This is a genomic window from Parabacteroides caecihominis, from assembly GCF_023656785.1.
Lineage (GTDB): Bacteria > Bacteroidota > Bacteroidia > Bacteroidales > Tannerellaceae > Parabacteroides > Parabacteroides segnis.
Genome location: NZ_JAMOKS010000024.1, coordinates 1 through 20492, shown reverse-complemented (window position 1 = coordinate 20492; position 20492 = coordinate 1). Strand labels below are relative to the sequence as shown.

Annotated in this window: 16 protein-coding genes; 2 read left to right on the top strand and 14 right to left on the bottom strand. The window is 46.6% G+C overall.

Annotated features, from left to right (window positions below; translation table 11 throughout):
* Positions 1-361: 361 nt before the first annotated feature.
* Both NBH14_RS18805 and rprY read left to right on the top strand, forming a co-directional pair.
* Complete coding sequence (locus NBH14_RS18805) at positions 362-1915, top strand: sensor histidine kinase (protein ID WP_009859905.1); 1554 nt, start codon at positions 362-364, stop codon at positions 1913-1915.
* A gap of 2 nt (positions 1916-1917) precedes the next feature.
* Positions 1918-2649: a response regulator transcription factor RprY gene (gene rprY, locus NBH14_RS18800; protein ID WP_005861388.1), complete on the top strand. Its 732-nt coding sequence runs from the start codon at positions 1918-1920 to the stop codon at positions 2647-2649.
* Positions 2650-2784: 135 nt separating this feature from the next.
* Here the strand turns inward: rprY and NBH14_RS18795 are convergent, their stop codons facing one another.
* From NBH14_RS18795 to rsmH, 14 genes are all read right to left on the bottom strand, one after another.
* A complete protein-coding gene (locus NBH14_RS18795) occupies positions 2785-4206 on the bottom strand; it encodes a carbon starvation CstA family protein (protein WP_186960628.1) in 1422 nt (473 codons plus the stop codon).
* Between the two features lie 189 nt (positions 4207-4395).
* Positions 4396-4848 carry a GatB/YqeY domain-containing protein gene (locus NBH14_RS18790; RefSeq protein WP_186960627.1) on the bottom strand — a complete coding sequence of 151 codons (453 nt, stop codon included), beginning with the start codon at positions 4846-4848 and terminating at the stop codon, positions 4396-4398.
* Positions 4849-4869: 21 nt separating this feature from the next.
* Positions 4870-6237, bottom strand: coding sequence for a cell division protein FtsZ (ftsZ, locus tag NBH14_RS18785; protein WP_128132980.1), 1368 nt, complete (start codon positions 6235-6237; stop codon positions 4870-4872).
* Between the two features lie 30 nt (positions 6238-6267).
* Positions 6268-7614 (bottom strand): cell division protein FtsA, encoded by a 1347-nt coding sequence (gene ftsA, locus NBH14_RS18780; protein ID WP_128132981.1) that lies wholly within the window; start codon positions 7612-7614, stop codon positions 6268-6270.
* 5 nt (positions 7615-7619) lie between these two features.
* Complete coding sequence (locus NBH14_RS18775) at positions 7620-8348, bottom strand: cell division protein FtsQ/DivIB (protein WP_186960626.1); 729 nt, start codon at positions 8346-8348, stop codon at positions 7620-7622.
* Complete coding sequence (gene murC / locus NBH14_RS18770; protein ID WP_128132982.1) at positions 8345-9730, bottom strand: UDP-N-acetylmuramate--L-alanine ligase; 1386 nt, start codon at positions 9728-9730, stop codon at positions 8345-8347. Before murC ends, NBH14_RS18775 begins: the two co-directional genes overlap by 4 nt.
* Before the next feature lie 10 nt (positions 9731-9740).
* Positions 9741-10850: an undecaprenyldiphospho-muramoylpentapeptide beta-N-acetylglucosaminyltransferase gene (gene murG / locus NBH14_RS18765; RefSeq protein ID WP_186960625.1), complete on the bottom strand. Its 1110-nt coding sequence runs from the start codon at positions 10848-10850 to the stop codon at positions 9741-9743.
* Positions 10847-12151: an FtsW/RodA/SpoVE family cell cycle protein gene (locus NBH14_RS18760; RefSeq protein WP_046146136.1), complete on the bottom strand. Its 1305-nt coding sequence runs from the start codon at positions 12149-12151 to the stop codon at positions 10847-10849. Before NBH14_RS18760 ends, murG begins: the two co-directional genes overlap by 4 nt.
* 170 nt (positions 12152-12321) lie before the next feature.
* A complete protein-coding gene (murD, locus tag NBH14_RS18755; RefSeq protein WP_128132983.1) occupies positions 12322-13656 on the bottom strand; it encodes a UDP-N-acetylmuramoyl-L-alanine--D-glutamate ligase in 1335 nt (444 codons plus the stop codon).
* A 15-nt stretch (positions 13657-13671) separates the two neighbouring features.
* Positions 13672-14931 carry a phospho-N-acetylmuramoyl-pentapeptide-transferase gene (gene mraY / locus NBH14_RS18750; RefSeq protein ID WP_044215089.1) on the bottom strand — a complete coding sequence of 420 codons (1260 nt, stop codon included), beginning with the start codon at positions 14929-14931 and terminating at the stop codon, positions 13672-13674.
* Between the two features lie 90 nt (positions 14932-15021).
* Positions 15022-16494 (bottom strand): UDP-N-acetylmuramoyl-L-alanyl-D-glutamate--2,6-diaminopimelate ligase, encoded by a 1473-nt coding sequence (locus tag NBH14_RS18745; protein ID WP_128132984.1) that lies wholly within the window; start codon positions 16492-16494, stop codon positions 15022-15024.
* Positions 16495-16537: 43 nt separating this feature from the next.
* Positions 16538-18706 carry a PASTA domain-containing penicillin-binding protein gene (locus NBH14_RS18740; protein ID WP_128132985.1) on the bottom strand — a complete coding sequence of 723 codons (2169 nt, stop codon included), beginning with the start codon at positions 18704-18706 and terminating at the stop codon, positions 16538-16540.
* Positions 18707-18708: 2 nt separating this feature from the next.
* Positions 18709-19062, bottom strand: a complete 354-nt coding sequence (locus NBH14_RS18735; RefSeq protein ID WP_009859918.1) for an FtsL-like putative cell division protein — start codon at positions 19060-19062, stop codon at positions 18709-18711.
* A 65-nt stretch (positions 19063-19127) separates the two neighbouring features.
* Positions 19128-20060 carry a 16S rRNA (cytosine(1402)-N(4))-methyltransferase RsmH gene (rsmH, locus tag NBH14_RS18730; RefSeq protein ID WP_009859919.1) on the bottom strand — a complete coding sequence of 311 codons (933 nt, stop codon included), beginning with the start codon at positions 20058-20060 and terminating at the stop codon, positions 19128-19130.
* Positions 20061-20492 lie beyond the last annotated feature (432 nt).

Below are 20492 nucleotides of genomic sequence, written 5' to 3'. Positions count from 1 at the left end.
CCATATGTTCTTTACTGCCGCATAAAATAAAAGGGTATCTGTATCCGTTATACATTATATTATCTATCCCGTATGCATGAATATGGAGATGCGAATTCTTCCATCTAAATTCATATTTTTTGCATAAGTTGAAACAAAATAATCAATAATTATGTTTTTATAAACAGGAATGAAGATGCAGATATATACACAGACAGATGTTAATTAGCATAAACGGTTGTTTTAAAAGCCAATAAGAAGAAAACGGGATCACCCGATAAACTTTTTTTAATACAAACAACCTGCTATTTTTACCTTTTTTGTGTAAATATTAAACTAAAATGAGCGTTATTTGTTCTGTTAAAAAGAGAAAGTATTTAGAATGAGGAAATCTACGATTTGGTTACTCGCAGTTGTGATGGCATTTGCTTTTGCTGGTTTGCTTTTCCTACAGGTTAAGTACGTGAGCATCATACTCAAAAAAAGCAGCGAGCAATTCAATGAAACAGTCAAAAGAAGCCTGCACCAGGTCTCAAAAAACCTGGAGTTGGATGAAACGCAGAGATATCTGGAAGAAGATCTTAAGCGTGACGAGAGTTATTATCTGCAAAATAACCAGGATCCCCAAGAGATTGCTCAGACAATCACCCAGCAGAAATTACAAATAAAGGACGCCAACGGTAATATACTGCAAATAGATCAGCTACACAGTTTCAGTCAGAAATTCGAACCGCTGTCATCGCTGGACAAAAAACAAACGTCCAATAATATTATCAGTACTTCCCAGGATCTGCAAAAAACGCTTATGCGCCGTCTTAAATATCAGAATGCTTTGATGCAGGAAGTTTTGGTGAATATATTAAATACGGCAAACCTTAAACCGATTCAGGAGCGTGTCGATTTTAAGAAGTTGAACAATTACTTAAAATCAGAATTTATTAACAATGGTTTGAACCTGCCGTTCATATTTTTTGTTATAAACAAAGACGGGAAAACCGTGTACCAGAGTGGGGAAATAAAGAAGGAACCTATTGCGTCTGATATAATTACGTACGTATTGTTCCCGAACGATCCTCCCTCAAAGCTGAATTATCTGAAAGTATACTTCCCTACAAAAGGTGACTATATTTCAAGTTCTGTAACATTTATTGTACCGTCTGTTCTTTTCTCGCTGATACTGTTGGTAACATTTATCTTTACCATATATATTGTATTCCGCCAGAAGAGACTGTCAGAAATGAAGAACGACTTTATCAACAATATGACGCACGAGCTGAAAACTCCGGTTTCCACTATCTCGCTGGCAGCACAGATGTTGAAAGACTCGGATATAACGAAAAGCCCCGATGTATTCAAACATATATCAGGCGTGATAAATGATGAAACGAAGCGATTAGGCTTCCTGGTTGAAAAAGTGCTTCAAATGTCGTTGTTCGAACGGCAGAAAGCAGCATTCAAACTGAAAGAAGTAGATGCAAACGACCTGGTGATCAGCGTAGCGAACACCTTCGTCCTGAAAGTAGAAAAGTATGATGGCTCACTCGACATTGACTTGCAGGCAACCGATTCGTCCATCTACGTAGATGAAATGCATATCACCAATGTATTGTTTAACCTGATGGACAACGCAGTGAAATACCGCCGTCCGGAAGTGCCGCTTACATTGATGGTAAGAACCTGGAACGACAACAACGGAAAGTTGCTGATCTCCGTTGAAGACAATGGTATAGGAATCAAGAAAGAATACCTTAAGAAAGTATTCGACCGCTTCTTCCGCGTACCGACAGGGAATGTACACGACGTAAAAGGTTTCGGTTTGGGACTGGCTTACGTCCGTAAGATTATCGAGGACCATAAAGGTACGATCCGTGCTGAAATGGGCCCCGGAAATGTAGGAACAAAATTTATTATTACTTTACCTCTTATAAAAAGTTAGTTATGGAAGAAAAACTGAAAATCTTCTTTTGTGAAGACGACGAAAACCTGGGTATGCTATTAAGAGAATACTTACAGGCAAAAGGTTATGTAACAGATCTTTTCTCTGACGGAGAAGCTGGTTACAAAGGTTTCACCAAAGGCAAATATGATCTTTGCGTATTAGACGTGATGATGCCGAAAAAAGACGGTTTCACTCTTGCACAGGAGATCCGTTCTATAAATCCTGATATTCCAATTATTTTCCTTACAGCAAAGACGATGAAGGAAGACATTCTGGAAGGATTCAAGATCGGTGCAGACGACTATCTGACAAAACCGTTCAGCATGGAAGAACTCTTGCTTCGTATCGAAGCAATCCTTCGCCGTGTGAAAGGCAAGAAGATGAAAGACATTCCTTTCTACAAGCTGGGTAATTTCTTATTCGATACGCAGAAACAAACACTGGCTATCGGTGACAAAGTGACTAAGCTGACTACTAAAGAATGCGAACTGCTGAGCCTGTTATGCGCTCATGCGAATGAAATTCTGGAACGTAATTATGCACTGAAAACTATTTGGGTAGACGATAACTACTTCAATGCCCGTAGTATGGATGTGTATATCACTAAACTTCGTAAACTGTTGAAAGATGATCCCGGAATCGAAATCATCAACATCCACGGTAAGGGTTACAAACTGATCACTCCTTCAGGAGAAGAACAGGCCCGCGAAGAAGGTATCCAGGTACTTTAATGAACATATCCCGAAGAAATACTAGCCAAAAGCAGTTCTTCGGAAGATAAAATAAGAAAGGCATTGCTGCTCGAAAGAGTTGGCAATGCCTTTTTTATGTTGATTGAATACTTGCTCCGGAAGCAACAGTCTGAGTTAATACTCTACTGTTTTATTTTTCTTTTTCCACCAAAGGAATGCCACTAGAGTTATAGCGGTGATGATACAACCGATAGTTTGTGAAACAGTAACATCCATTCCCAGACCTTCAGGGGCGACAAAGATATAAGTCGAACAAACGGCTGTCATAAACAGGGCCGGAATCAGAGTGATAATATACAGTTTTTTGGAACGTGCCAGAAAGACAGTCAGTGCCCAAAGGGTAAATACAGCCAACGTCTGGTTTGTCCAGGCAAAATAACGCCAGATCATATCGAAACCGTCCTTATCTTTCAGGCTATAGAGGAGTATACCGATCGCCACAATAAACAAAGGTATACAAATCACCAGACGGCTTACCATGCTTTTCTGTTCCTTATGCAGGAAGTCGGCTACAATCAAACGAGCCGAACGGAATGCCGTATCACCGGAAGTGATCGGAGCGGCAATAACTCCCAGGACAGCCAGGATACCACCGACCGTACCCAGCCATTCTTTAGTGATACTATCTACAATTACAGCAGCATTACTTTCTCCCATTCCGTTATTATGATAGAAATAAGTTGCGGCAGCCGCCCAGATCAGGGCAACAATACCTTCCGTAATCATCGCACCAAAGAAGACGGGACGTCCCATCTTTTCGCTCTTGATGCAACGGGCCATCAACGGACTTTGTGTCGCATGGAACCCGGAAATAGCTCCGCAGGCAATACTTACAAACATAATCGGGAAAATAGGAAGATTCTCCGGATGCTTATTGGCTAACCCGTCCGTCAACTCAGGCAGGGGCGGATGGTTCACAAACAACATCACCAGAATGCCGACTGCCATAAACAGCAGAGCTGCGGCAAACAACGGGTAAATTTTTCCGATGATTTTATCAACCGGTAACAATGTAGCCAGGATATAATAGATAAATACCACGAATATCCAGAATGTAGCATCAAGATACTCCGGTGTCAGTTTCGCCAGCAAACCGGCCGGACCGGCTACAAAAACGGCACCGACCAATATCATCAGGACCACAGTGAAGCCGCGCATGAATTGCTTGAAGTTATTTCCAAGATAACGCCCGATAATCTCCGGGAGGCTTTCCCCGTTATGACGTAATGAAAGCATTCCCGCCAGATAGTCATGGACAGCTCCGGCAAAGATCGTCCCCAAGACAATCCACAGGAAAGAAGCCGTACCGAACTTTGCGCCCATAATAGCACCGAAGATCGGACCAAGGCCGGCAATGTTCAGAAACTGAATCATAAAAACTTTCCAGGAAGACATCGGAATATAATCGACTCCGTCCTGATGGGTGTAAGCTGGGGTTGTACGGGAAGGGTCCACCCCGAAGATACGTTCTATAAAAGAACCGTAGATAAAATAGCCGGCAATAAGAGTTGCCAGGCAGCAGATAAAGGTTATCATTATAAAGAGTTATTAGAATGTTGGTCTATTCAGAAAAGGATATTTATCGATACACAAACGGGATATCCTGATGGTTTAGTTAGTATAAGATATGAGTGTTGATTTAAAAACTGGTTGTAATCGGTTCCCCTCTCAAGAGGGGAATCAGTTACTCCCATCACTATAAACTGATAACTCACATTTTCTATATCAGCTATTCAGCAAACGTTTTACCGTTTCAGAGATAGCACGTCCTTCCGCTTTACCGGCAAGAGCTTTAGAAGCTACGCCCATAACCTTACCCATGTCTTTCGGGCCGGCGGCACCTACCTGGGCAATGATGGCCTTCACCTCAACTTCCAGTTCTTCGGCTGTCATTTGCTTCGGAAGGTAAGTTTCAAGCACTTTTACCTGCGCCAGTTCGGCTTCAGCCAGATCGGCACGACTTTGCTGAGTATAAATTTCAGCTGAGTCTTTGCCCTGTTTTACCAGCTTCTGAATAATCTTCAACGCATCGGCATCCGTCAGGGTATCGTTGGCTCCCGGAGCTGTCTTAGCTTCCAGGAAGAACTTCTTTACATTTCTCAATGTTTCGAGGGCAACTTTGTCTTTTGCCTTCATTGCGTTTTTAATGTCTTCGCTGACTTTTTCAAACAAATCCATATCTAATTTCTTTTTTAAGAATTATCGGAAACTTATCACCTGCTTACCGCCCGTATCGGGTTTCTTCCCTTCGCTACGCGGCGCCGAAGGAGTCGTTGTCGCAGAAGATGGAACCGGGATCTCGTCGCCCATCACTTTGGAACGGGCACGGGCAATCACTTTCGGGTCACGGTTATAAGTAGGATTATCTTCGATCAGGGCGATCAGGGCATCGTCGTCCAGTTCATCCTGATTCAACACGACCGCTTTTGCACGGGCGGCCACACGGCGCATACGCTGGCCGGAAGCTCCGTAATATTTGTCGATCAGGTCTTTTTCGGCACGTTCCTTGTTCAAGCGTTCTTCTTCCAGACGCAGCTCCTCTTCGGTCATGCGGCCTTGCTCGATCTGACGTTTTTCGGCGATCTGAGGAATGTCTTCCATACCGAAACCGGTGGCAAGGATAGTCATTTTGACTTTCGCCCCTAATGTATTGTCGATTGCCGTACCCCAAATCACTTCGATATCACGTCCGAAACGTGACATGAAATCGTGTACGTCATTCATTTCTTCCATACGCAACTCAGCCTCTTCGCCAAACGATACGTTGAACAATATCTTTTTAGCATTGAACACGTCGTTGTTGTTCAGCAACGGAGAGTTCAGAGCATCTTCTATTGCCTGGCGCACACGACCTTCCCCTTCACCGAAACCGTTACTCATAAGAGCTACGCCACCGTCTTTCATAGTGGTATTGACATCGGCAAAGTCGAGATTGATAATACCCGGAAGAGTGATGATCTCGGCAATGCTCTTAGCGGCAATCGTCAAGGTATCATCGGCTTTTCCGAAAGCATTCGTCATGGTCAGGTCGGAATATATTTCACGAAGACGTTCGTTGTTGATAACCAGCAGAGCATCTACGTTCTTACTGATCTCTTCCACCCCGTTCAACGCCTGAATGATTTTGCGTTCACCTTCAAAGACGAAGGGGATTGTAACGATACCGACCGTCAGTATTCCCATATCCTTGGCAAAACGAGCGATTACCGGAGCGGCTCCCGTTCCCGTACCGCCACCCATACCGGCAGTGATAAAGACCATCTTGGTACCGTCGCTCAGCATCTTGCGGATATCTTCCATACTTTCCTCGGCAGCCATCATGGCCCGTTCAGGTTTGTTTCCAGCTCCCAGTCCCTGGGTGATGTTACGCCCCAGCGGAACTTTGACCGGCACGTCCGAGCGGTTCAGCGCCTGGTTGTCGGTGTTACACAGAACGAATGTAACATCATGTATACCTTCTTTGTACATGTGGGTAACAGCGTTACCACCACCGCCTCCAACACCAATTACTTTGATGATCTTAGGAGTATCTGTCGGATAATTGAAACTTAATATTGTGTCGTCCATTGTCTTCCGGTTTTATTACATTCGCTGTTGTTACTTTATATCGTCTTCGTCATCAAAGAGACTTTTACCAAACGTATCTATTCCCTTAGTCAGGCGTCCGAACAATCCGGGGCCTTTCTTCTTTTCCGGTTTCTTCTTAGGAGGCTCGGGAGCCTTCTTTGGTCCCTCTTCAACCGGTTCCTCAACCTTCTTCTCCGGTATAGGATCTACCTTGGGCGGTATATAAAGGGCACAGTTTATTGTTCCTCTTGCCAGCAAACCGACAGCAACGGCATATTCGGGATTGTTGGCAATCATTTCCCCGCTTTCCACGATACCCTTACGCACGGCAGAATAACGCACGTCCATCTTCAAACGTTCGCGAATCACCTCCGGCAAGTTCTTCAGGGCGGCACCGCCACCGGTGATGATGATCCCCGCACCGAGCGAGTTCATCAGGCCGGTTGCTTCAAGGCGGGCATATACATTTTCGAGAATCTCCTTCATACGCGCCTCGATTACATTATTGAGGTCGGCGAGTTTGATCTCGCGCAATCCCATGCCATCAGCAGAACTTACCTGAATGCTCAGGTCGTTGTCTTTCTCCATCAAGGCACTGCCGTAGGTCAGCTTTACGCGTTCTGCTTCGGCTTCAACCAGATGGAGACTGGTGATATCGCGGGTAATCAAATGGCCTCCGAAAGGAATGACGGAGAGGTTCACCAGCTGTCCGGCTTTATAGACCGTCAGCGTAGTCACTCCGGCACCGAAACCGATCAGGGCACAGCCCAGGTCCTTTTCATTGTCAGTCAGCACCACATCGGCCAAAGCCAGCGGCGAAACGACAATGTCGGCAATTTCTATTCTGGCACGGTCGGCAATACTGTTGATTACATAACGTTTCAACGAAGGCCGTCCGACAATCAGCTTATAGCGAGCTTCAATCCGGGTACAGGGAATGCCAACCGGATTAGGTTCAGGTTTATCGTCTAAAAAATAGGTAGGAGAAACGGCAGCCAGCACATCCAGCATATCCGGATGATAATTGCAGCATTCCTCATACAGGCCGCTGATGACCTCTTCCGTCACCACCCCGTCGGTACCCAATATCCGGGGAACGGTATGGTCGATAGAGCGCAACGACTGCCCGCCGATGCCGACATAAACCTTTCCGATGCGGGCACCGCCAAGTTTATTTTCCAGCTTCAGGATGAGTCGTTTGATCTTATTTGCTGTTTCTTCCACATTATATACACATCCTCTTCGTATACAGGTAGCGGAGTTCTCAACTTCGTAGGCAATAATCGAGAGGGCCCCCGTCGGGCTCTTCGTTCCTACCATACCGACCATGTGAGAAGAGCCAAGGTCGATGGCTGCTATAAAGTCTGTGTATGCCATATCATCTATCTTTTAGTACAAACAATCTGATCTTTGTATTTTAAATTTATTATACTGTATTTCTCCCAACCGACTTTCGGTATGACCTTGTCATAGAAGAGCCGGAGATTATCCAGCTTTTCCTGGAAATCGTCGAAAGTACCCAGTACAATACGGTGGTTCCCCACCCGGGGAATCAGTTCCACTTCGTTGTCAGGATGAACATAAATCTGTTCTATCTGATTATTCCAGAACTCATTCTCCTGCAAAAATAATGCAAATTTGTATAAGTCGGTTACCGCCAGCTCTTTTTCGACATATCCACTTACCAAAGGGACATCGGCGACGTAACGGAAACTGACCGGCATCGTAGTGCCGAGGTTATCCACGTAGAAGTTTCCCCGGGAGCTAATCACACGCAAGATAGGTATTTTTTGCTCAACTTCAAGCTTTACGATCCCCGAAGGTGTCTTATAGGCTTCGATACGGGCAATCATTTCGTTTTTTTTAAGTTCGGTTTCTATCCTGTCGGTGTTGATTGCATCCATAGGCTTCTTGATCGGGTTCAGATCAGCCTTTTTAAGGATCGTCACCAGATCGCTTTCGCTTACAAAATGTTTGTCGAGACTGTCTTTCACCACGACCTGAAGGTCCTGGCATACCTTATCCTGCCTCATTTCACGGAAGAAGAAGGATACAAACACGATGTAACAAAACAACAGTGTAGCGACTACTATGGAAACTATACGAATCACAATTTCTTATCCAATATTTGTTTAACAGGTTCGATCAGCCGGTCGATGTCGCCGGCTCCAACCATCAATACAACCTCAAACGTATTTGCCTCCTTCTCCACCAGGTCGAGCAGTTCGCTTTTACGAATCAGCTTCTTGGCTGGGATGGTGACAGCATCGAATATGATTTCCGAAGTCACCCCCGGAATAGGCTCTTCACGTGCAGGATAAATATCCAGCAGGATCAGTTCGTCCAACAACGACAGGCTGGCGGCAAAGTCGGGAGCAAAGTCGCGTGTCCGGGTATACAGATGCGGCTGGAAGATACCCGTTACCTTGCGTCCGGCATAAAGTTCCTTCACAGATTGGATACTGGCAGCCAGTTCAGCCGGATGATGGGCATAATCGTCGATCAGGACGATAGCATCTTTCTTCAGATGGAAGTCGAAACGGCGTTTCGGACCAGCAAAGGAAGCCATGCCTTTTCTTATTTCTTCCGGAGTCACGCCGTTCAGCCAGGCAAGAGCAATAGCGGCAACCCCATTCTCTATATTTACTTTAACAGGAACACCCAGTTGAATGTCGGCAATACGGATATCCGGGCCAACGAAGTCAAAGTGGATCTCACCGTTTCCGATACGGATGTTTTCAGCATAGAAATCGGCTTCTTCTGCTCCGGTATAAGTATAGAGTTTCACCCCCTCTTTCAGCCGGGGCGTTACGTTGATACCTTTCTTCATGAGCAGGCAACCGTCGGGACGGATCAGCGAGGTGAAATGTTCGAAACTTTCACGATAGGCTTCTGCCGTGCCGTAGATATCCAGATGGTCCGGGTCGGCGGCAGTGATGACAGCCATATAGGGTGTCAGCCAGTGAAAAGAGCGGTCGAACTCGTCTGCCTCGATCACGGTCAGGTCACTTTTATCGGACAACATCAGGTTACTGTCATAGTTCTTCAGGATACCTCCCAGAAAAGCATTGCAATCGACATGTGATTGTTTCAGCAGGTGGGCAAGCATGGAAGAGGTCGTTGTCTTACCATGTGTTCCGGCAATGCAAAGTCCACGCGAACAATTGGTGATTTCGCCTAAGACACGGGCGCGTTTCATGATCTCGAAACCGTTCTGACGAAACCAGGCCAGCTCCGTATGCGTCTCGGGAACGGCGGGCGTATAGACAACCAAAGTCTTAGCCGGGTCCTTAAAAGCATCCGGTATCAAGGAGATATTATCTTCGTAATGAATAACGGCACCTTCACGGTTCAACTGCGCAGTCAGGTCGGACGAAGTCTTATCATATCCGGCTACTTGTTTTCCTTTTGAAAGAAAGTAACGGATCAGGGCACTCATCCCGATTCCTCCGGCTCCGACAAAATAAACGGCCGTTATCGTATTTATATTCATATCGTTTTCTTTATTTCTTCTCTATAATCTTTACTATCTCGTCAACAATACGGTCTGCACTCTGATGCTGGGCCAACTGTTCGATATTACTGCTCAACTGAGCCAGACGTTTGTCATCGTGGATAACCTCCAGGGCTTTCGTTACCAGTTGCTGTTCAGCATCTTTATCTGAAACCATGATCGCTGCATCTTTGTTTACCAAAGCCATGGCATTCTTCGTCTGATGATCTTCCGCCACGTTGGGGGAAGGAACCAGGATGACAGGTTTCTTCAACAGGCAAAGTTCAGAAATAGAACTTGCTCCGGCACGGGAGATGATCAGGTCGGCAGCCGAATAGGCATAATCCATACGGGTGATAAAGTCGGAGCACCAGATGGGCATGCCGCGATAGGCTTTCAAATGCTTGGTGGCTTCGCTGTAATAATAACGCCCCGTCTGCCAAATCACCTGCACGTCGGAAGCGAACAATTTATCCAAGTCGCCCTGTATGCTGCGATTGATCGTGCGGGCTCCCAAGCTACCGCCGACTACCAGTATCGTTTTCTTTTCCAGAGAAAGACCAAAGAAAGCCAGCGCTTCCTCTTTCTTGTCGGTCGCTTCTTCCAGGTCCTTGCGGACAGGGTTTCCGGTAATCACAATCTTGTCGGCTGGAAAGAACTTCTCCATACCGTCGTAGGCGACACATATCTTCGAGGTCTTCTTTGCCAGCAACTTATTGGTTACTCCGGCATAAGAGTTTTGCTCCTGTATCAGGGTCGGAATGCCCAGCGAAGCCGCCATCCACAATGTCGGGCCGCTGGCATAGCCGCCCACTCCCACAGCAATGTCCGGACGAAACTCGCGGATCGTCTTCTTCGCCAGTCCGAGGCTTTTACGCAGACGGTTGAGCACTTTTATATTGTTGAGCAGGTGGGCACGGTCGAAACCGCTCACCGGTAAACCTACTATTTCATAGCCGGCGGCCGGAACCTTTTCCATTTCCATCCGGTCTTCCGCACCTACAAATAAGATTTCCGCATCAGGGAAACGTTTCCTGAAAGTATTGGCAATGGAGATAGCCGGGAAGATATGTCCTCCGGTTCCGCCACCACTTATTATTATACGGTACTGTTCCTTCATTCTCTTGATTTTGTCTCTGTTACTACTTCTTCTGTCTCAGGCTGTGTGTCGGGCACCCAGTTGGAGATTTCTTCCTCCGTGATGGCTGGGGCTGCACCGGCGCCTTCGGTTTCATCTTCTTCCGGAAGTTCATCTTCCTCATTACCCATATTGGCTCCAAAACGGCTTACACTCAGGATGATCCCGAAATAAATACAGGATATCACCGTCGAAGTACCACCACGGCTGACCAACGGCATCGGCTGGCCGGTTACCGGTATCAGGTTGACGGCCACCGCCATATTGGCAAGCGCCTGCACGACGACCAACAGGCCGCACCCGAGCACCAGGTATTTGGGAAAGGCTTTCTCGCACTTTCGCGCAATCATCCCGACTCGCACCAATAACATGATATAAAGCATCAGCACGAATACACCGCCTACCACACCCAATTCTTCAATAATGATCGCATAAATAAAGTCGGAATAGGCCTGCGGAAGAAAATCCCTCTGCTGACCATGACCGGGCAACTGTCCGAACACCCCTCCGCGTGCAATCGCGATCTTTGCATGGGAGACCTGGTAATTATCGTCGGTAATCTTATAGACTCCGTTCTCGTCGGTATCCGATTCATGCCCGTCGAAGAAACGCTCCAAACGTCCCTGCCAAGTGCTGAAACGGTCCGGCAAATATTGGGTCACCCCAGCCGGCGTAAACCGCAGCAAGACAACGAAGAGGATAAGTGCCAATATCAGGACACCCGCCAGCTTCCCCAACTTCATCAATGGCAACTGGCCGATGAACATCATCAGGAAACAGACCCCGAACAGCATAAACGCCGTCGAGAAGTTTTCCGGAAGAATCAACACACAGGTCACCCCCACCCCGATCAGTATGTATTTGAATATCTGGTCGTCGGTAAACCTGCTCCGCTTACTGAGCAGGAAGGCGATAAACACAATGGAGGCCAGCTTGGCAAACTCCGAAGGCTGGAACTGTATGCCGAATATCTCCAGCCAGCGGTGTGCATCGTTAGCATTGATCCCGACAAAGGGCGTGACAAGCAACATCAGCACCGAGACGGGCAGCAACAATATAAACGCCGGAAAGAACCGGCACGGGACATTGTGCAACAGCAAAACCAGCACAAACCCGCCCAGCAGGAAAGTGGCATGACGAACGATCGGCGCCCAATGATTCGCGTTCTTGTAGGCAATCGTACTCGTGGCACTGAACACCTCAACAACCGAAATCAGGCACAGGAACATGAAGATGATCCATATCACCCGGTCGCCCTTAAATAATTTACTTGCCAGATCCATTCTATACTTGTCTTTTATTCAAATTAAAACTACGGCAATCTCCGGATTCCCGATATTTATATTTCCGATGACCGGAAGAGTACTGTTCCGACCATCAGAAGAGTGTTGTTCCACCCATCGGAAGAGCACTGTTCCGACCATCGGAAAAGCGTTATTCCGACAACCGGAAATTAAAGACTGCGCACGCAGGCCTTGAACTGGTCGCCGCGGTCTTCGTAACTCTTGAAGAGGTCGAAGCTGGCGCAACACGGGGATAACAAGACCGTATCTCCCTTTTCTGCCATTTTATACGCTTTGTTTACCGCTTCTTCCATCGAGCGGGCATCTTCTATCTGCGCTACTTTCCCATCGAAAAAGGCATGTAGCTTGGCATTGTCGACACCCAGGAAGATCAAGGCACGTACTTTCTGTTTCACAAGTTCTTCAATCTCGGAGTAGTCGTTACCCTTGTCTGTCCCGCCCAGTATCAGTACCAGCTTGGTAGTCATACTTTGCAAGGCATACCAGCAAGAGTTTACGTTTGTTGCTTTCGAATCGTTGATATAATCTACTCCGCGTACACGGGCAACCTTTTCCAGGCGGTGTTCCACCCCGGTAAAGTCACTCAGTGAAGCCCGTATATTCTCATCGTGGATATCGACCACCTTGGAGGCGATACCCGAAGCCAACGAATTGTACAGGTTATGTGTACCCGTTAATGCTAATAAGTCCTGATCCATTGTAAATGTTCCGTTTGAGGTTTCAATTACTATTTGCTTATTATCCGTATATCCCTTCACGCCGTCTTCATATGTTTCGGCGAATGGGTAAAGAGTAGCCGCAGGATGGTGCTTAGCGATCTCGCGGGCAATGATCGGGTCGTCGTTCCAGAAGATGAATGCATCTTCAGACGTCTGGTTCTGAATGATGCGGAACTTGGCGTCCACATAATTCTGCATCTCGTAATTATAACGGTCCAGATGATCGGGCGTTATATTCAGCAAGATAGCTATATCCGCTTTGAAGTCGTACATGTTATCCAACTGGAAACTACTCAGTTCGATGACATAGACCGCATGCGGTTCTTCTGCGACCTGTAAGGCCAGGCTGTTACCGACGTTTCCTGCCAACCCGACGTCCAGTCCGGCTTCTTTCAGGATGTGGTAGGTCAGCATGGTGGTCGTTGTTTTCCCATTGCTACCGGTGATACAGACCATTTTCGAGTCGGTGTATCGTCCGGCAAATTCGATCTCGGAGATGATATGCGTCCCCTGCGCTTTCAGCTTTTGGATGATCGGAGCCTTGTCGGGTATTCCCGGGCTCTTGATGATCTCGTCGGCATTCAGAATGTCGGCTTCAGTATGCTGTCCCTCTTCCCAACGGATTCCGTGGGTGTCCAGCATCTCCTTATACTTGGGTTTGATAGACGAAAAGTCGGAAACGAACACGTCAAATCCTTTCGCTTTCGCCAACACGGCAGCACCTGCACCGCTTTCTCCTCCCCCTAATACAACAATTCTTTCCACGTTTATATATATTTATTATCTCATCTTCAATGTGACGATCGTAATAACCGCCAGAATAATACCGATCAACCAGAAGCGCACCACGATCTTCGATTCGGGCACTACATTGAACGGTTTTTGTATCAACGCCTGTATTCCTGCATTCCCTGCTTTCTGGAAATGATGATGCAATGGCGTCATTTTAAATATGCGACGACCTTCGCCATACTTCTTCTTTGTATATTTAAAGTAAGCAACCTGTGCCATCACCGAAATACTTTCAGCAAGAAAAATACCACAAAGAATCGGGATAAGCAACTCTTTACGGATAATTATGGCAAACACTGCTATAATACCTCCCAACGTCAAACTACCCGTGTCGCCCATAAATACCTGTGCCGGATATGAATTATACCACAGGAAACCGACTGTCGCCCCGATAAAGGCAGCAGCAAAGACCACCAGTTCTTCCGCCCCCGGAATAAACATGATATTCAAGAAGGAAGCAAACTCGAAGTGAGACGACATATAAGCCAATATCCCCAGAGCAACCCCAATAATCGCAGAACTTCCGGCAGCCAGTCCGTCCAACCCGTCGGTCAGGTTCGCCCCGTTTGAAACGGCTGTCACCACAAAGATAGTCATCAGCACGAATACCAGCCACGCTGCTTCTTCCTTATAATCGCCCGCCCAGCTGACCAGTTGGGCGTAATCAAAGTTATTATTCTTCAGGAACGGGATCGTCGTCTTGGTCGACTTTGTTTCCACCGTATGATAATGTACTTCTTCAATCACATTATCATGGCGCACCTCCATATTCTCTTTAATTACGACATCCGGACTCATAAACAACACCAGTCCGACAATCAGTCCCAGACCGATCTGTCCGACGATCTTGAACTTGCCGTGCATCCCTTCCTTATTCTTGCGGAAGACTTTGATATAATCGTCAGCAAAACCGAGAGCACCCAGCCAGACGGTCGTCACCATCATCAGGATTACGTAAATATTGTTCAGCTTGGCGCAAAGCAATGTCGGGATCAAAATGGCAATGATAATAATGATACCTCCCATTGTCGGCGTACCTTTCTTACTCATCTGCCCTTCCAGTCCGAGGTTACGCACAGTTTCACCGATCTGCAATAACTGCAAACGATCGATGATCCGGCGGCCGATCGCTGTCGAGATGAACAAAGAGAGGATCAACGCCAGTCCGGAACGGAATGATACATACTTAAACATCCCCGCCCCAGGGAGATCCAGCTGATCCAGATAATTAAAAAGATAATACAACATAAAAACTTCGTTTTCAGTTGACAGTTGACAAGTGACAGTTGACAGTTATTTGTGATGAACATTTAACTGTCAACTATCATCTGTCAACTGTCAACTATTAAATATATTTCTTATTACTTCGCGGTCGTCAAAATGATGTTTCACACCTTTTACTTCCTGATAATCTTCGTGTCCCTTGCCGGCTACAAGGATCACATCGCCTTTCTTCGCCAGCATGGCTGCCGTTTTGATGGCTTGCATACGGTCGGTGATACAGAGCGTACGTTCCATATCCGCCTTGCTTAGTCCGGCCACCATATCGTTGATGATATCGTCCGGTTCCTCAAAACGGGGGTTATCGGAAGTCAGGATGACCTGGTCGCTCAGCTTGGCGGCTTCCTTTGCCATCAACGGGCGTTTGCCTTTGTCACGGTTTCCTCCGGCACCCACTACGGTGATGATGCGGCCTCTGCCATTCAGCACCTCATCGATACCGTTCAACACATTCGTCAAGGCATCCGGCGTATGGGCATAGTCGACAATTGCCGTATAACCCTTCGGAGACTGTATCGTTTCAAAACGACCGGAAACCGAATGAAGCGTGCTTAACACAATCAGCGTCTCTTCCGGATCTTTGCCCAAAGAAACGGCAGCCCCGTAAACAGCCAGCAGGTTGTAGGCATTGAATCGGCCTACGAAATGAACAACCACCTCACGGCCGTTAATAATCATCTCAGTTCCTTCAAAGTGCGATTCAAGAATCTTTCCTTTGAAGTCTGCCAATGTACGCAATGAATAGGTCAGCTTCTTTGCTGCCGTATTCTGAAGCATTACCAGACCTGATTTGTCGTCGGCATTCGTCAGTGCGAAAGCGCCGGTTGGCAGGTTGTCGAAGAATTTCTTCTTGGCTTTCAGATAATTCTCCACTGTTTTATGATAATCCAGATGGTCGCGTGTCAGGTTGGTAAAGATACCACCGTCGAACGAAAGACCACTGATACGTTTCTGGTCGATCGAATGGGAACTGACTTCCATAAAAGCATATTCGCATCCGGCTTCCACCATCCGTGTCATCAGGCTATGAAGGGTGATCGGGTCGGGTGTCGTATGATCGGTCGGGATCGCTTCACCGTCGATATAATTACATACGGTTGAAAGCAAGCCAACCTTATGTCCCATCTTACGGAACATTTCATATAATAAGGTAGCGATAGTCGTCTTGCCGTTCGTTCCGGTAACGCCCACCAGCGTCAATTTATCCGAAGGATTGTCATACCAGGTCGAAACCAACTTACCCAATGCATCTGCCGAATCTTTCACCCGGATGAAAATGACATTTCTCCCGGAAGGATTTCCATTTTCTTCCGAAAGGGATGGAATTTCCTCGCAGACTACCGCTACGGCACCTTTGGCTATGGCCCCGTCAATATAAGCGTGACCGTCGACTGCCGTGCCTCTTACCGCCACGAACAAAAAGCCGTCTTCCACCTTACGGGAATCAGACTGGATACCTGCGATTTTTACATCATCTGTTCCAACGACTTCCAGTACATCCAACGCATGAATCAATTTCTTCAGTTCCATATTCTATCTGTTTACGGAGAGGTCCGGAAACCTCTCCCTCTATTTATTTTAATGTTAAACGGATGGACTGTCCTTTGGCAATTCGTGTGCCTGCTCCCATCGACTGGGCGGAAACACGTCCCATTCCATCCAATACTACCCGCAAACCGGCACTTTCAAGCAGGAAAACCGCATCTTTAGCGCCCATCCCGATCACATTCGGCACGAGGCCTTCACGGATTGCCAGGTCACGCAGATGAAGTTCTTCTTCGCCATCTTCACGCTTTGCGACAACCCATTTCGTCTCCAGACTGTCTGTATTTACATTGACATCGAGTTTATCCAATACATTTTCCAGTGCCTCCAGATTCCCGTTCTTTGCTGCCGGCAATATCACGGCTAATGAATCGCGCTCCATATCACGCACATCAAACGACATATGGCTGGCATATACTTTCTCGGCAATGGCTTTTACCACGCCCCCGGACATCGTTCCACCGGACGGATAACCGATACGCGGACGGCGGATAACGACAATGCAGGAATATTTCGGCTCATCGGCCGGGAAATATCCGCAAAAAGCAACCTGGTGCCCGCTTGTACGGTAAACACCGCCCGAAGCAATCTGCGCCGTACCTGTCTTTCCAGCTATACGGATGATATCCGAATGAACGGCTTTACCGGTTCCTTTCTCTACTACGCCCAGCAACATATCTTTGATAATCGCCAGTGTGTTATCCGAGCAGATGGAAGATTTCAACACCTCTGTCGAGAAACTCTGCACCGTCTTTCCGTTGTGCATAATCTCTTTGGTGAACATCGGGCGCACCATCTTTCCACCGTTTGCAATGGCATTAAAGAATGTCAGCGTATAGATAGGCGGTATCTGCGTTTCATATCCGAAAGACATCCAGGGCAATGTTGTCTTCGACCAGTACAAGGCGGTATCGTTCGGCATACGTATTTTGGCACGTCCGGCTCCCGGGATTTCCAGGTTCAGCGGGATAGTCAGGCCCAGCTTATACAAACCTTCCACATATTTAGTCGGGTTCTTTTCGTACCCTTTCAGAATAATCTTCGCCACACCGATATTCGAAGAATACCAGATAGCCTGTTCTGCCGAGATACGACCGTAACCGCCTTTATTCATATTATGGTCGGTCATACGGGCACCTTTATACATATAAATACCTTTACCCACATCTACCGTATCGCTTGGCTGGCAGATTCCGTCTTCCAATGCCACCATCATAGAGGCGACTTTGAAGGTCGAACCCGGCTCTATCTCATCCGCTACTGCATGGTTCTTGGTTTCGGCATAAGCACCTTCACGGATACGGCCCATATTGGTGATCGCCTTCACCTCGCCTGTCGCCACTTCCATGACAACGGCTGTTCCGGATTCGGCGTCAATCTTCTTCAACATATCGACCAATGACTTCTCGGTTATATCCTGAATATTGATATCAATCGTAGTACGGATATCCATACCATCGACCGGTTCTATCTCGACCACATTCGTCCATCCGCCACCAACACGACGAACCGAACTCACCCCGGGTTCACCCCGAAGCAAAGAGTCGTACTGCAACTCCAACCCGTTCTTTCCCTTGGTCACACCTCCGGCTTCAATCTCACCGTAAATATCTCCGATAGTACGGGAAGCCAGTGTCCCAAAGGGTTTCTGGCGCTGCACCATTTCCTTCGTATAGAATCCGCTCTTATAACGGCTCAGCCGGAGGAACGGGTATTTCTTCATCTCTTTCAGATCGGTATAAGAAGCACGCCCCTCATAAACGGGATACTGGCGGCTTTTGCTTTTCAGCCCGCGAAGCAGATGCGCCTTATATCCGGCCGGCGTACGGTTCTTGAATTTACGTGACAGATAAACGGACAGCGAATCCACCCCGTTCACCTTCGAACTCAGGAACGTATCGACAGAAAATCCGTCAGCACGGAAGTCAATATAGGTATAATAACGAGGCACACTGGTAGCCATCAACTTTCCATCAGAAGAATAGATGTTCCCACGTCCGGGTAATATCGTACGGTTCGGGCGTTTCTGGCTTTCGGCCACCTTCTCCCATTTCTCCTTCTCCACAAAAGCTGTATCAAACGTGCGAAGCAATATGCCCACTGCTATAAGCCCCAATAATAGCACGACAAGAAAGTAACAGAATAATATACGGTTACTTTTCGGGGCGATTTCTATTGGTTCATTCTCTTCTGCCATATTTATTTGTATAATTCATACGGCGGAGTTTTGGCTCCTTCCAGTTCAATACCTTGTTCTTCAATCAATAATTCTACTTGCGACTGACGGCTGTTGCCCGTCAGTTCCGATGAAATAGACAATGCCTCGAAACGAATGTCGCGCAAACGTTGTTGCAGGCGGTCGATCTCCCTTAGTTTCTGCATGCAGGTGTAGCGGTTGCCGATGAAGAAAAATATCATTATCACAACAAGCACAATCATTCTTGTGTGTTTAACGATAAAATCCTCGTTCAGGATACCACCGCCCAGCACATACAAAAGAGAAAGACGTTTCTCTTTTTTCTTTGACTTTTTACGTTGTTGTTTTTCCTCCATAACTCCCTTTTTAATTGAAAATTGAAAATTAAGAATTGAAAATTAGCTTCGCGTTCGTATAATTTTCAATTCTCTTTTTTTCCTTTCTTCTCCGCTATTCTTAATTTGGCACTTCTCGACCGGGGATTTCTTTCAATCTCCTCGTCGGAAGGCACAATTACTTTATTATTTACCATACGAAATGGCGTTTGTACGTTTCCGAAAAAGTCTTGTTCGCTTTTTCCTTCAAAATTTCCTGTTTTCAGGAAGTTCTTTACCAACCTGTCTTCCAGAGAGTGGTAAGTGATTACAACCAAACGTCCGCCGGGCTTTAAGACCTGGAGGGTTTGTTGCAGCATTTCTTTCAGGGCACGCATTTCGTCGTTCACTTCAATACGAAGGGCCTGGAATGCCTGTGCCAGGAACTTTTTCTCTTTGTCTTTTCCGGTAAAGGGTTTAACCAGTTCCAGAAAGTCTCCGATTGTTTCTATCTTTTTGTTTTCACGTGTCCGGACAATCAATGAGGCCAGCCTGCGGGCAACTTTCAGTTCGCCGTAAAGGTAAAAGACGTCGGCCAATGCTTCTTCCGTATAGTTGTTTACGATATCGGCAGCCGTCTGGCCGGCACGGGTGTTCATACGCATATCCAGCGCTCCGTCGAAACGGAAAGAGAAACCACGGTCTTTATCATCGAAATGATGGGAGGAAACGCCCAGGTCGGCCAATAGCCCGTCCACTTCGCCGTCTACGCCGTGATAACGCATAAAATTATACAAATAACGGAAATTACTACGAACAAACACAAAACGGGAGTCGTCAGGAATATTATGTTCGGCGTCGGCATCCTGGTCAAATCCGTAAAGTTCGCCATCGCTATCCATCCGTTTCAGGATTTCGCGTGAATGTCCACCTCCTCCGAAGGTCACATCCACGTAGATACCCCCTTCTTGAATATTCAGGCCTTTCACGCTTTCATCGAGCATCACCGGTACATGATAGCTAGTCTCTTTCTCTTCCATTTTCTGTTTTACACGTTAAACTTTCCCTTAAACAAAAGTACCCTACTTCGTTGGCAACGGGCACTTTACTATATTTGTGGGTAAAATTAAACATTTATCAAATTACCTTCCAAGAAATATATGAGAAAAGTACAAAAAAGTTATCAACAGGTAAGGGAGACCTACTTTTCTCTTGACAGAAAAGTAGGCAAAAGATCAAGGCTGCACCCAAACAATAGTGTGGTTCTGCAATGGAACAAACAGGGAGTGTCTTTTTGTAAATAAGGTTGACTCTTTAAAGAATCAACAATGAAAAAGAAGAATTATTACCAAGAGAGAGAGCATCATCTGATGTGTCATGAGATTTATCGCCTTCGTGTAGTAGAAGGCCTGGAAGTCGCCGCGATAGTAGAAAAACTGTGTATAAGTCGTTCTCGAGTTTACCGTGCATTA